Source organism: Lwoffella lincolnii, assembly GCF_037201985.1.
GTDB classification, from domain to species: domain Bacteria; phylum Pseudomonadota; class Gammaproteobacteria; order Pseudomonadales; family Moraxellaceae; genus Psychrobacter; species Psychrobacter lincolnii.
In genome coordinates this window covers 920,151-933,052 of sequence record NZ_CP147511.1, presented here as the reverse complement: position 1 = coordinate 933,052, position 12,902 = coordinate 920,151, and the positions used below count along the sequence as shown (strand labels likewise).

The following is a 12,902-nucleotide window of genomic DNA, read 5'->3' as shown; positions in this document are numbered from 1 at the left end:
CAAAGGAAAAAAACAGCTTTGCCAACTTCGCACAACACACATTATGATTACACCTTCGCTAACGCTCAGGCAAAAAACCGCCCCGCTGTCGAAATGATAGCGGGGCGAACTTTTGTCATAACCTTGTTACATTGTGCGAAGTTGGCTAATCGGTTTTTATGACTGGCTGTTAAATTCTTTTATGTTGACATTCTGATTGTCAAAGATTGGCTGGTTTGGCTTCGGTAATGTGTCTGATACTTTTGTTGCTTGGCGTGATTTGGGTATCATTGACGGATATTCGTTCATCATGCGACATAGCCCATCAGCTATGATGAGTGCTTCGCCATGGCTGTTGTATACTCGACAATGTTCGCTTGAGCTGATAATCATTGCTGGACGTACGTCTTCATGTTCTGCAAGTTCTGCAATGTGCTTTGGTAAGTATTTGGCTTTCAACTCTTCAAGTTCAAAGCGAATTTTGTTGATTTGTTCAAGTTGTTGCTGGTTTTGTTGTTCTAAGCTTTCTATGACTTGTATTGTTTGTTCGTTTTGTGCTGGTTTGTTTAGTAATACGCTGTTGTCTTTGCGTGACCATAAAAATTCCCCTATGATGAGTAATATGATGATGGGTAGCATTAGTACCATTGGGGGCTTGAATGGCTGTTTTTCGTGAGATGTGGCACTGATGTACGCCTTTTTGTATTTGGGTAGAAATAAAAAGGTTTCAATGGTGCTGGCATCTTCTAGATTAACTTCTGCTCTCGGGTTTAATTTAAAGTCGTCCCATTTGTAGACCTTTGCCATGGGTAGATTAAATTTTTTCTTGACGTGCCAATGCTCGGCAGTCAATCCCCTTATGTGAGTGTGAATGAATTGGGGAAACTGGGTGATAAAATAAATGATATGTCCAGCATGTCCATGCTCGTTAAGTGATATTGTGCTGGGGTTTTTGGATAGTGAGCCTGATACGTCTTTGACAAAGTCAAGTTTATGACATTCGTCAAAGATGAATATTGAGTTATATGGCGGACACCAGAGATTATCAGGTTTTTCTGGGTCGTCATGTTTACCAAACCAAATGGTTTCTTTTTGTTCTTTGGTTAAGTCGGTTATGCAGTCATCAAAGTAAACATCAACATCATCACTGTTAATGCCAGCGATATCGATATAGATTTTACGTCTCGGCTTGCCTTGCTTTTCTAGTTTATCGTTTTCGTCTTGGAGTTTGTATAACTCTTTGACTACTCTCAAAGATTTGCCGTTGCGTGGTTGTCCTGTAATTGTGTAGATAGCCATCTACCCTTTCCCCAATGCCATTTTAGTGGATAGTATGAATGCACGAATGGATAACGCACCCATAACAATAGATAAAGCTGTATCTAGCTGAGAAATGCCAATCAATGCGGCCACATCACCCATATAGCCAATTTGTTGCATGGCAGAATTTATATACTGGTCAAAGAAGTATTGGATAATGCTATAAGTGAATATGCCAACAGCTAAAGAGACAAAGAATTTTGCAATGGCAAATCCTGTAAACCATTTTAAGAGTGTGGGTAATAAAGCCAATAGATATTGCATCAGTCAGTACCTTTTACAATGATAAATGCCCCTGCCATGTATGCTAAAAATAAGAATGCTGGGGCTAGGCGTGCTAAAGCATCGCAGAATATTGGCAAGGGCATGACAAAATGAGTGCCAAACACGTCAAAGCTGTAATGTTCACTGCTTGGGCATTGTTTTTGTGCGTTAATGCGATTTTGGTGTATGTCAAATCCACGTATGGCTTGCCATGGGTCTATTTGTGCTTTAATAGGTTCATCAGATAAAGATAAGTCAGATTGTAGTGTTTGTGGGGCAGGTTTTAATAAATCCCTGATTTGTACAAGCAAGCCTGTTTGTTCATCGGCTTTGTCGTTTGCGTCATTGAGCTTGTCGTTTGCGTCATTGAGCTTGTTGTTGGTGTCATCAAGCTTAATGTTTGTTTGGTCTTGGCGGTCAGTGACTGGTGTTAAGTCTATTTGTTTGTCATTGATTGCTTTTGTGACTTCATCAATTTTTAGCTTGAGTTGTGTGTCATCGTATTTGTTGTTTTTGATTGCGTTGATGATTTTTGTTATGTCTGCTTCAATGTCTAATACTTGCTCAAAAGATAAGTTGTTAATGCTTTGATTGACTGTGTTGATTGCATTGATGATTGGTGATAAATCTATGTTTTTGTTTTGGTTTTTGATTGCAATGATGAGCTGGTTGATTTTGTCATCTGATATGCCGTGATTGTTTGTGATGTGGTTTGTGTTGTTGGTTGTGTTGTGGTTGTTGGTTGTGATGTCCCATTTGTAGTTGTTGGTTGTGTGGTTATTGTTGGTTGTATGACCACCATTGCCACTACTACCAGTACCAGTATCACTACCGCCACCAGTGCCACCGCTTGGGGTGTTAGGAGTGGTTGGGTTGTTAGGGGCAGGTGGCATGGGAAAGTTTGGAATTGGGGGCATGGTTTCAGGGTCGCAGATTTCGACTTTGCCTTTATAATATTTAGCGACATTCCAACCACGAATGCCATATCCGCCAATATTATTGTCATATTCATAGTCTCTATCGCCAACATGTATGTAACATCGAGCAGACCAGTCATCAATGACTTCTATTTTACGATAGTATTTACCACGAGAAGAACCGCCCGATTGTCTTGTTTCTTTGTAACCTTTTTTATTTAAGAAGCTATTAGACCAGACATATCTACAAGCTTGTTCTAGGCTGTTAAATGATGTTCTATCTTCAAGTACAATGTATTCAAATTCCCAACCATCATTTGTACATGATGCACCGCTATTTGATGAGCTTGATGAACTGCTGTTCCATGACCCCCCTACTCCGCTACCACCAAATTTACCACCACCGCCTGAATAGTCATCGCCCCAGCTACCACCTGCACCTGTGCCACCAAATTTGCCACCGCCTCCTGTGTAATCGCCAGTGTCATTTGTGGGGGCTGGTTTTGTGGGTTGTGTGGGTTCGCCCCATGAACCGCCTGCTCCGCCTGCATAAGCTTGGGTTGAAAAGAATAAAGCTAAGATTACGATTTGGGTTTTCATTTTTGCATGCCGTTAATCATGATTTTGACAGCCATTACAAATGTGAAAACTATGAGCCAGTTTAATATGCTGGGTTCGTTCATTTAATTCACCTTATTTAATTTTTTGGGCGTTCCTACTTTTTTACCCCCATACCAGACCGTTACCTAGTAAAAAAGCAGTCGGGCTTTTCGCTTCAATAACTGCATTCAATCATCTAATAACACTAGATATAAAATCGTCTCTTTCTAACGAGTAGCCAATTTTAGATAAGTTTTTATTGATGATTGAATTTGTTATTTCTCGCTACAATCCCTAACGCAAAAGCAAAAGCAAAAGCATATTCTTTTAAAATCGTGCAAGCGTTTAAGATGACCCACACCCCCCATATAGTTACTGTTTTAACACTGGTGGGGTTGGCGTCAAGGTTATACAGAGTGTCTTTAATAAGTACCCTAATAATTGATAAAGCTAATTATTAGGGTACTTATTAAAGCCAACCTTGACCCTGCACCCCACCAGTGCTTTCCTGTAACTATGGGGTGCGATGGGTCGGAACGGTTGTTAAAACTAAAAAAAGACTGGCTAACCATCGCTAACCAGCCATATACAAGATGAACAGATTTAAAGCTGATTAACGTAAAACACGGCGTATCATCATGAACAATACTGCCACGATGACTAAACCTATCATGGCAGTTCCTACATTAACCATTTCAGGCTTCGTATCGTTGATTTGTGTTACAAGGTTAGATGTGTCCATCACCGCTTCAGCAAGTGATGCGGTTGATGCACCTAATGCAACAGAGCCAAAAGCACCAGCAGTTAATGCTGCGGCTAACTTGTTGTTGCGTTTGTCTCTTTCGTTGCGTTCAAGTTGGTTTTGAGTTTTCATGGTTGAGTTCCTTATTTAGCCATGGATTTTAAGAAGCTACCTAGCTCACCAAATAAAAAACCTAAAAGTAGTGATGCAATAATAGCTAACGATATTTCCCCAGCTTGCTCTGGAGTGATTGCTAGTGCTTCTAGCAAACTTTGTTGAGACTGTTGAACTGTCCAATGTTTACAGGCGTATTCACCATAAATGTTGGGTCTATCTGCCAATAGCTCGCAAACATAGTGTTTCATGGTCAATCATTTTGTTGTGGTTTTAGGGGTATAGTCGACGTCAATAACGTTAAATACATAGCTTTTTGAATTGCCGAATGTTTTAACGTCAGTTGAGCCAGTAACCTTTGCAATATCACCGTTTTTTTCAGCAAGCAAAAGTTTTTGTTTGGCTGTTTCGGTATTTCGACAGTTTGAAAAGTCAAATGTATATGTAGTAAAACTGGGTAAATCAACTTGTAACACTGGTTCTGTTTCGCCAGTTTCTTTGCCTAAAGCATCTTTAAGCTTTCGTTGATAGGACTTTGGGTTAAGTTCATAAGTTGGGTACATGGTCATGCTCCTATGCGACATTGATTAAATATTGTTTAAACTCATCAAAGTAAGTTGAAACAGGTTCTTTGTAAGACTTCGGTAATGGTGCGTTAAAGTCTAGGTTTAATAATCTTAATATTTGTGTTTCTTCATTTTTAGCTAAGTTCTGAAGGTCAGAGCGTTTAAAACCTGCGTCTACTAGGGATTTGACATTACGGCAAAATGTAGCTTTAGATGATGTGCGTTTAACTTCATAAAACCCATCTTGTTTTAAGCGCTTATAAAAGTTATAAGCATGGCTTGCTCTGGTTGTTGACTTTTTGCCAGTTGGGGTTATGGTTGTTAGCTTATCAAGCAGAATTTCATAAACTTTTAAATCATCGGTAGGCATGGTAATACCTTGCATTGCATTAAAAAAATCTTTGGTTTTATGGTGAAATAAGGTTTTATAAATGTCTGGATTGTTTAGCTGATGGTGTAATAACTGCCAAATGTTCGTCGGTAATCCAAACTGCTTAATCATCTCACGCTTAACAATGACTTCAATTCTTACAGATTTACTTGCAAAATCTTGCACATCATCAGTGAAAATATGGGTTAACTTGTGAATACTGGTTAAACAACCTTTCTTAGCTTTATGTTGAAGGGGTTTAATTTCATTGTTAACCAATTCGACACCTTTGCAATAAACTTTAAATCCACCAACATCGCTTTTACGACTACCAAAATACAAAGTATTGATACAGCCATCTTTGTTTAAGATACACAAGTTACGATAGCGTCCCCAATCGACGTTACGTAGATACTCACGCACACGAATGGCAGTCTCTAATGATTGTGTTTGAGCAGGTAACGTGATGTCAAAACGTGAAATCTCAGCATTGGCAAAGTCTAAATACTTACAAAATTCAGGGTATGTCTCTTTAAATACACCAAGCATCTCTAAAATCCCTGTAATCATGTTGCAAGACCCATAAACATTATGACCTTGAACAATTTTAGCGATTGAACAATTTAATTGAACATAGGGCAGATAGTTGTTTGCACGGTGAAAAAACTTAAAGCCTATGCCCGTGTGTGATGTTGGTAAGCTTTCTTGCATGTGATAAAGCTCAAACGGGATTTTAGTGCCATCATCTTGTTTCGATACATAACGAGATGCAGCCTTTAAATCGTAGTCTGTAACATCTCCGATAATCTCATAAACATAATCAGTAGAACGAGTATACATCTTGTGAATTGGTATCAAGACTAAGACTGTATCTATCATTAGAGACATTAAAGACTACCCTATTAGTATATGTTTTATCGTATTATTAATACGATAAAACATATACTAATACGATAAACCATATCATTCAAGTATAAAAATACAATAAATCGTATTTTTATATAAAATATCGTTTTTATGTGGGATTTGAGAGATGAACGAGTTAGGCAAGAGAATAAGCAAAAAATGCGAAGAGCTAAAAATAACGCCAAAAGACCTAGCACTCTTTGCAGAAATGAAATACTCGACATTAAACAGTATGATGAATGCGGACGTACCAAATCCAACGCTACAAAACATGAAAAAACTTAGTATTGCATTAGGAACAAGCTTGGACAGCCTAGTATTTGATGAAAACTTAGAAGAAGATGAAGAAATGGGGATTATTTTAAAAGAACTTAAAACAATAAGAAGCGATGATAAAAAAAGAATACTTTATATGATTAGAATGATGATTGCAGAAAGTAAGCAAAAAGCATAAAAAGTCTCAAATTTGAGACCAAAACCCACCACCATAGATGGTGGGTTTGTCTCGCTCAGTCGGTCAGTCGCTCACGCTCCTTCCCTCCTTCGCTCAACAATTCACCCTAAATATTCTTTAAAAATTTAAAGCTGAAAAGACAAAGGAAAAAAACAGCTTTGCCAACTTCGCACAACACACATTATGATTACACCTTCGCTAACGCTCAGGCAAAAAACCGCCCCGCTGTCGAAATGATAGCGGGGCGAACTTTTGTCATAACCTTGTTACATTGTGCGAAGTTGGCTAATCGGTTTTTATGACTGGCTGTTAAATTCTTTTATGTTGACATTCTGATTGTCAAAGATTGGCTGGTTTGGCTTCGGTAATGTGTCTGATACTTTTGTTGCTTGGCGTGATTTGGGTATCATTGACGGATATTCGTTCATCATGCGACATAGCCCATCAGCTATGATGAGTGCTTCGCCATGGCTGTTGTATACTCGACAATGTTCGCTTGAGCTGATAATCATTGCTGGACGTACGTCTTCATGTTCTGCAAGTTCTGCAATGTGCTTTGGTAAGTATTTGGCTTTCAACTCTTCAAGTTCAAAGCGAATTTTGTTGATTTGTTCAAGTTGTTGCTGGTTTTGTTGTTCTAAGCTTTCTATGACTTGTATTGTTTGTTCGTTTTGTGCTGGTTTGTTTAGTAATACGCTGTTGTCTTTGCGTGACCATAAAAATTCCCCTATGATGAGTAATATGATGATGGGTAGCATTAGTACCATTGGGGGCTTGAATGGCTGTTTTTCGTGAGATGTGGCACTGATGTACGCCTTTTTGTATTTGGGTAGAAATAAAAAGGTTTCAATGGTGCTGGCATCTTCTAGATTAACTTCTGCTCTCGGGTTTAATTTAAAGTCGTCCCATTTGTAGACCTTTGCCATGGGTAGATTAAATTTTTTCTTGACGTGCCAATGCTCGGCAGTCAATCCCCTTATGTGAGTGTGAATGAATTGGGGAAACTGGGTGATAAAATAAATGATATGTCCAGCATGTCCATGCTCGTTAAGTGATATTGTGCTGGGGTTTTTGGATAGTGAGCCTGATACGTCTTTGACAAAGTCAAGTTTATGACATTCGTCAAAGATGAATATTGAGTTATATGGCGGACACCAGAGATTATCAGGTTTTTCTGGGTCGTCATGTTTACCAAACCAAATGGTTTCTTTTTGTTCTTTGGTTAAGTCGGTTATGCAGTCATCAAAGTAAACATCAACATCATCACTGTTAATGCCAGCGATATCGATATAGATTTTACGTCTCGGCTTGCCTTGCTTTTCTAGTTTATCGTTTTCGTCTTGGAGTTTGTATAACTCTTTGACTACTCTCAAAGATTTGCCGTTGCGTGGTTGTCCTGTAATTGTGTAGATAGCCATCTACCCTTTCCCCAATGCCATTTTAGTGGATAGTATGAATGCACGAATGGATAACGCACCCATAACAATAGATAAAGCTGTATCTAGCTGAGAAATGCCAATCAATGCGGCCACATCACCCATATAGCCAATTTGTTGCATGGCAGAATTTATATACTGGTCAAAGAAGTATTGGATAATGCTATAAGTGAATATGCCAACAGCTAAAGAGACAAAGAATTTTGCAATGGCAAATCCTGTAAACCATTTTAAGAGTGTGGGTAATAAAGCCAATAGATATTGCATCAGTCAGTACCTTTTACAATGATAAATGCCCCTGCCATGTATGCTAAAAATAAGAATGCTGGGGCTAGGCGTGCTAAAGCATCGCAGAATATTGGCAAGGGCATGACAAAATGAGTGCCAAACACGTCAAAGCTGTAATGTTCACTGCTTGGGCATTGTTTTTGTGCGTTAATGCGATTTTGGTGTATGTCAAATCCACGTATGGCTTGCCATGGGTCTATTTGTGCTTTAATAGGTTCATCAGATAAAGATAAGTCAGATTGTAGTGTTTGTGGGGCAGGTTTTAATAAATCCCTGATTTGTACAAGCAAGCCTGTTTGTTCATCGGCTTTGTCGTTTGCGTCATTAAGCTTGTTGTTGGTGTCATCAAGCTTAATGTTTGTTTGGTCTTGGCGGTCAGTGACTGGTGTTAAGTCTATTTGTTTGTCATTGATTGCTTTTGTGACTTCATCAATTTTTAGCTTGAGTTGTGTGTCATCATATTTGTTAGCATTGATTGCGTTAATAACTGCTGTTAAGTCAACTTCAATGCTTTTTATTTGCTCAAAAGATAAGTTGTTAATGCTTTGATTGACTGTGTTGATTGCATTAATGATTGGTGATAAATCTATGTTTTTGTTTTGGTTTTTGATTGCAATGATGAGCTGGTTGATTTTGTCATCTGATATGCCGTGATTGTTTGTGATGTGGTTTGTGTTGTTGGTTGTGTTGTGGTTGTTGGTTGTGATGTCCCATTTGTAGTTGTTGGTTGTGTGGTTATTGTTGGTTGTATGACCACCATTGCCACTACTACCAGTACCAGTATCACTACCGCCACCAGTGCCACCGCTTGGGGTGTTAGGAGTGGTTGGGTTGTTAGGGGCAGGTGGCATGGGAAAGTTTGGAATTGGGGGCATGGTTTCAGGGTCGCAGATTTCGACTTTGCCTTTATAATATTTAGCGACATTCCAACCACGAATGCCATATCCGCCAATATTATTGTCATATTCATAGTCTCTATCGCCAACATGTATGTAACATCGAGCAGACCAGTCATCAATGACTTCTATTTTACGATAGTATTTACCACGAGAAGAACCGCCCGATTGTCTTGTTTCTTTGTAACCTTTTTTATTTAAGAAGCTATTAGACCAGACATATCTACAAGCTTGTTCTAGGCTGTTAAATGATGTTCTATCTTCAAGTACAATGTATTCAAATTCCCAACCATCATTTGTACATGATGCACCGCTATTTGATGAGCTTGATGAACTGCTGTTCCATGACCCCCCTACTCCGCTACCACCAAATTTACCACCACCGCCTGAATAGTCATCGCCCCAGCTACCACCTGCACCTGTGCCACCAAATTTGCCACCGCCTCCTGTGTAATCGCCAGTGTCATTTGTGGGGGCTGGTTTTGTTGGTTGTGTCGGTTCGCCCCATGAACCCCCTGCTCCGCCTGCTTGGGCTTGAACAGCTAATAGGGCTGTCAAAGATAGAGTCAATATGCGTTTCATCGTGATGCACCTGATGCAATGATGATAAACGCAATAAAAAACATGATGGCAGGTAAGTAATTTAATAACATAATTCTATCCTAAAACTAAATTATTAAATTACTGGACAGTACTGGACTGCCCAATAAAGAGCGATAACAACAGATAAAACTAAATCAAGCTACGCAAGATTTTCCAGCCACGAATACCAACACGAACACCCAAATAAGCACCACCAACGGCAGCAATTGGGGTCGCTAAAGCTTCTAGCGAAGATACAACGACAGAAGCATCAGGAATTTTATCGTCAGCAAATGCAACAGCAGACATTGCCATGCCAGTGATAGCGGCCATTGCAGGTTTAGCCATACCTTTTATAGTTTCAAACATGATAATTTCCTTAAACTAAGAGATAAATAAGACGAAAACCATAGGCAATTCCAAGCAATAAACAACATTCAATGCTGATGCTCATGGCTTCATCTGGCGTTAAAGGTGGAAGTAATGACACGGTGTTTTGTGGTTGTACTTCTACCCATTCACGGCAGTCATAACCGCCGTAAATATTTTTGACTGTTTCAAGCTTAAGACATTCGTATGTAGCCATATCAGTCTCATCTATTTAAGTTAAAATCATGATGGATAAGGGTTTCATGATTTTATTGTAGGCAGTTTTAAGTCTTTAATAACGGTTACTGGTTGACCGTAATCATTAATTTCAATGCCTAAATCAAACTCAAGCTCGACAGGCAAACGGTCTCTAAGTGTGTCTAATTTGGCAAATTGACTGGCTTTGCCATATTTAAAGGATTGCTCTTTAAATCCATAGCCATTTGCTTCTGCATAAGGTACTTGCACCACAATGTTGGTTTGGTCTATGTTGTATGGGTTGCCTGCTTTTGATGTTCCTGAGCGTTCTACTCGTTCTACACGGATAACAGTCATTTTCATAAGATAACTCCTTAGTGTGCCTGTCTTGAGTTATGCGACTAGGCGTAAATTGGGTTTTTTGGGTAAGTAATGATTGAAATCATTAATGTGCGAACTGATGGGCGGTTCGTATCCATCGGGACATTGCTTTTTAAAGTCGAATTGAACCAGTTCGACCATGGGAATTGCTTTGGTTTGTTGTTCAAATAGGTTTTGTAATAGGGCTTTGGGTATGCCAATGTCTGTTAATGACCTAACAGCAGTATAAAAGGCGTTATTACTATAACGAGCTTTTACATCGTCCCAACCATTGGCTTTTAATAACTGATAAAAGTTAAAAGCGTTGTTGGCTTTGGTATAACTTAATTTGCCTGATTTGGTATAAGTCTTTAGTTTTTCTCGACATAAGTCATAAATTTTGGCATCATCATAACTTTCCATCGTTACATCACCTTTTATTGCTTTAATAATGGGCATAAACCAAAGTTGCCATAATCTTGCGAGTACATCACGTTCTTTATTTTGCTGATGCTCAATAAATAGCCAAAGGTTTGTTGGTAATCCAAGTTGTTCTAATTTGCGTCTTTTTGTTGTTGCTTCAAATCTGAGCAGTTTGCTTGACCAGTCTAATAAGTCATCTGTGAATACAGTAAGCTTTTGTTTTGCGTTTGTACTGCCTCGCATGACGTCACGCTTTAGTTGTACGACTTCACGCATGACATCACAATGTTTGCCATAGGCTTTGGCACCGCCTAACCTACTCGTTGCCCCACCCCAGTACACTGTGTTGAAGTAGTCACGCCTATCTGTGTCATTACGCCTTTGTCCATTTGAGATGTTTGCTAAAAAACGTAAGCAGGGTTGTATTAATCGCTCACTTGGCAGTGCCACTGAATATGTGCTGTCTATTCTGCTGATGCTTGCGTTTTGTACGTCAAGTGCTGCAAAAAACACAGGATAATGGTCTCTTAACATGGCTAACATTTCAGATGCTAAGTTTTTGACAGATTCGCCACCGTAGATGTTATGACCTTGAAGTATTTTGGTTGATGCGTTTAAAGAGATGTAAGGATTACAGTTGTTGGTAATATGAAAAAATTTAATCGCCATGTTTGAGTAACTGCTTGGTAGTGCTTCATAGACATGTTTAAGTTCCCCCCACGTGACTTGTCCAGTTTCAAGGTCACGCTTAAGATAAGTTGGCACTGCCCTAATTTGATAGTCAGCCACATCACCAATGATTGAAAATGTGTTGCCTTGACGACGAACAAACTCATCACGAATGGGGATATGAATTATTAATGTATCTAACATAGACCAACCTTTGTCATAACCTTGTTACATTGTGCGAAGTTTGGCTTGTTTGTTATCTAATCCAACGGACAAGAAAAAACCCAAGCATCAGCTTGAGTTTTTATATGAACTTTATGGATTTTTTTAATTAAGACTCAGTTTAGACATCTAATCTAAATGCGATTGAATGTATCGTTCAATACCAATGCGTTCCATCAATTCCATGTTACTCTCTAGCCAGTCGATATGGTCTTCACTTTCATCTTTTAAACCAACCAACAACTCACGAGACACATAATCTTGCTCACGCTCACAAATGGCAATGGCATCTTTGATGACTTGAGTTTTTTGTTTTTCAAGTTTTAAATCGCATTCTAAAATTTCTGCCACATCTTCACCAATGTACAGCTTACCTAAGTCTTGTAAATTGGGCAAACCATTCAACAAAAATACTCGTTCAATGAGTTTATCAGACAATTTCATTTCAAGAATGGATTGATGATAAAATTTATCGTTCAGCTCTTCGATTCCCCAGTTTTTAACCATGCGAGCATGTAAAAAATACTGGTTAATAGCGACCAAAGATTGAGATAAAACGGAATTTAAAGCACTGATAACAGGCGTATTGTTCATTTTATCCCTCTACTCTACTGATGTTTGGCTTTGTAAGTAGTTTTGTAAGCCAACCAAATCAATTAATCTAAGCTGTTTTTCAAGCCAGTGAGCATGGTCTTCTTCGGTGTCTTTGAGCTGTTCAACCAATATTTGACGTGTGACATAATCGCCAGCATCTTCACACAGTTTGATGCCTTTTTTTAGGTCTTTTTGTACGGTTTTTTCAAGCTCTAGGTCAGCTTTTAACATGCTTGGCACATCATGACCGATGTTAAGAGCAGATGGCTGCATGTTTGGTGTGCCACCTAAGAGCAAGATACGACGAATGATGGTCTGAGCGTGTTCTGTTTCATCTTGCATTTCATGATGAATACGCTCGTATAACTTACCAAATTGCCATTCTTCATACATCTCGGAATGAATAAAATATTGGTCACGAGCCCCAAGCTCACCTGCCAATAAGAAGTTAAGATAATCGATAACAGATTGATTGTCAGACATAAATGCTCCCATGTTTTATTAAAAAGAATAAACCAACAACTGGCATTATAAAAGATAAGCCAGTGAGAACATACTCATTTAGGATTTTTATTATCGATGAATGACGTTATCAATAACTGTGATTGTTGTGATGAATATTGGGTATTATCG

Annotated in this window: 17 protein-coding genes; 1 reads left to right on the top strand and 16 read right to left on the bottom strand. The window is 38.8% G+C overall.

All coding sequences use genetic code 11. The features are described from left to right. Positions 1-156: 156 nt before the first annotated feature. From WDM69_RS04290 to WDM69_RS04260, 7 genes are all read right to left on the bottom strand, one after another. Positions 157-1,278, bottom strand: a complete 1,122-nt coding sequence (locus WDM69_RS04290; RefSeq protein WP_338755773.1) for a zonular occludens toxin domain-containing protein — start codon at positions 1,276-1,278, stop codon at positions 157-159. Further along, positions 1,279-1,563 carry a DUF2523 family protein gene (locus WDM69_RS04285; protein ID WP_078306559.1) on the bottom strand — a complete coding sequence of 95 codons (285 nt, stop codon included), beginning with the start codon at positions 1,561-1,563 and terminating at the stop codon, positions 1,279-1,281. Continuing rightward, positions 1,563-3,080 carry a virulence factor TspB C-terminal domain-related protein gene (locus WDM69_RS04280; protein WP_338755780.1) on the bottom strand — a complete coding sequence of 506 codons (1,518 nt, stop codon included), beginning with the start codon at positions 3,078-3,080 and terminating at the stop codon, positions 1,563-1,565. The genes WDM69_RS04285 and WDM69_RS04280 overlap by 1 nt, the downstream gene beginning before the upstream one ends. 613 nt (positions 3,081-3,693) lie before the next feature. Beyond that, on the bottom strand, positions 3,694-3,954 hold the full coding sequence (locus tag WDM69_RS04275) for a major capsid protein (RefSeq protein WP_338755779.1): 261 nt from the start codon (positions 3,952-3,954) through the stop codon (positions 3,694-3,696). A gap of 11 nt (positions 3,955-3,965) precedes the next feature. Beyond that, a complete protein-coding gene (locus tag WDM69_RS04270) occupies positions 3,966-4,187 on the bottom strand; it encodes a hypothetical protein (protein ID WP_338755777.1) in 222 nt (73 codons plus the stop codon). 6 nt (positions 4,188-4,193) lie between these two features. After that, positions 4,194-4,499 carry a hypothetical protein gene (locus tag WDM69_RS04265; RefSeq protein WP_338755776.1) on the bottom strand — a complete coding sequence of 102 codons (306 nt, stop codon included), beginning with the start codon at positions 4,497-4,499 and terminating at the stop codon, positions 4,194-4,196. A gap of 10 nt (positions 4,500-4,509) precedes the next feature. After that, on the bottom strand, positions 4,510-5,712 hold the full coding sequence (locus tag WDM69_RS04260; RefSeq protein WP_338755775.1) for a phage/plasmid replication protein, II/X family: 1,203 nt from the start codon (positions 5,710-5,712) through the stop codon (positions 4,510-4,512). 193 nt (positions 5,713-5,905) lie between these two features. Between WDM69_RS04260 and WDM69_RS04255 the strand changes: the two genes are divergently transcribed. Further along, entirely contained in the window at positions 5,906-6,232 is a 327-nt protein-coding gene (locus WDM69_RS04255; RefSeq protein ID WP_338755774.1) for a helix-turn-helix transcriptional regulator, read from the top strand. 296 nt (positions 6,233-6,528) lie between these two features. Here the strand turns inward: WDM69_RS04255 and WDM69_RS04250 are convergent, their stop codons facing one another. From WDM69_RS04250 to bfr (WDM69_RS04210), 9 genes are all read right to left on the bottom strand, one after another. Then, on the bottom strand, positions 6,529-7,650 hold the full coding sequence (locus tag WDM69_RS04250) for a zonular occludens toxin domain-containing protein (RefSeq protein ID WP_338755773.1): 1,122 nt from the start codon (positions 7,648-7,650) through the stop codon (positions 6,529-6,531). Then, positions 7,651-7,935 (bottom strand): DUF2523 family protein, encoded by a 285-nt coding sequence (locus WDM69_RS04245; protein ID WP_078306559.1) that lies wholly within the window; start codon positions 7,933-7,935, stop codon positions 7,651-7,653. Further along, positions 7,935-9,434 (bottom strand): virulence factor TspB C-terminal domain-related protein, encoded by a 1,500-nt coding sequence (locus tag WDM69_RS04240; protein ID WP_338755772.1) that lies wholly within the window; start codon positions 9,432-9,434, stop codon positions 7,935-7,937. Before WDM69_RS04240 ends, WDM69_RS04245 begins: the two co-directional genes overlap by 1 nt. Positions 9,435-9,584: 150 nt before the next feature. After that, positions 9,585-9,803, bottom strand: a complete 219-nt coding sequence (locus WDM69_RS04235) for a major capsid protein (protein WP_338755771.1) — start codon at positions 9,801-9,803, stop codon at positions 9,585-9,587. 10 nt (positions 9,804-9,813) lie between these two features. Then, on the bottom strand, positions 9,814-10,020 hold the full coding sequence (locus WDM69_RS04230) for a hypothetical protein (protein ID WP_338755770.1): 207 nt from the start codon (positions 10,018-10,020) through the stop codon (positions 9,814-9,816). A 44-nt stretch (positions 10,021-10,064) separates the two neighbouring features. Beyond that, on the bottom strand, positions 10,065-10,364 hold the full coding sequence (locus tag WDM69_RS04225; RefSeq protein ID WP_078306555.1) for a hypothetical protein: 300 nt from the start codon (positions 10,362-10,364) through the stop codon (positions 10,065-10,067). Positions 10,365-10,394: 30 nt separating this feature from the next. Then, the gene (locus tag WDM69_RS04220; protein WP_338755769.1) at positions 10,395-11,657 is read right to left on the bottom strand and encodes a phage/plasmid replication protein, II/X family; all 1,263 of its coding nucleotides are present in this window, start codon (positions 11,655-11,657) and stop codon (positions 10,395-10,397) included. Between the two features lie 147 nt (positions 11,658-11,804). Beyond that, positions 11,805-12,269, bottom strand: coding sequence for a bacterioferritin (bfr, locus tag WDM69_RS04215; protein ID WP_078306553.1), 465 nt, complete (start codon positions 12,267-12,269; stop codon positions 11,805-11,807). Between the two features lie 9 nt (positions 12,270-12,278). Next, positions 12,279-12,752: a bacterioferritin gene (bfr, locus tag WDM69_RS04210; protein WP_338755768.1), complete on the bottom strand. Its 474-nt coding sequence runs from the start codon at positions 12,750-12,752 to the stop codon at positions 12,279-12,281. Positions 12,753-12,902: the final 150 nt, after the last annotated feature.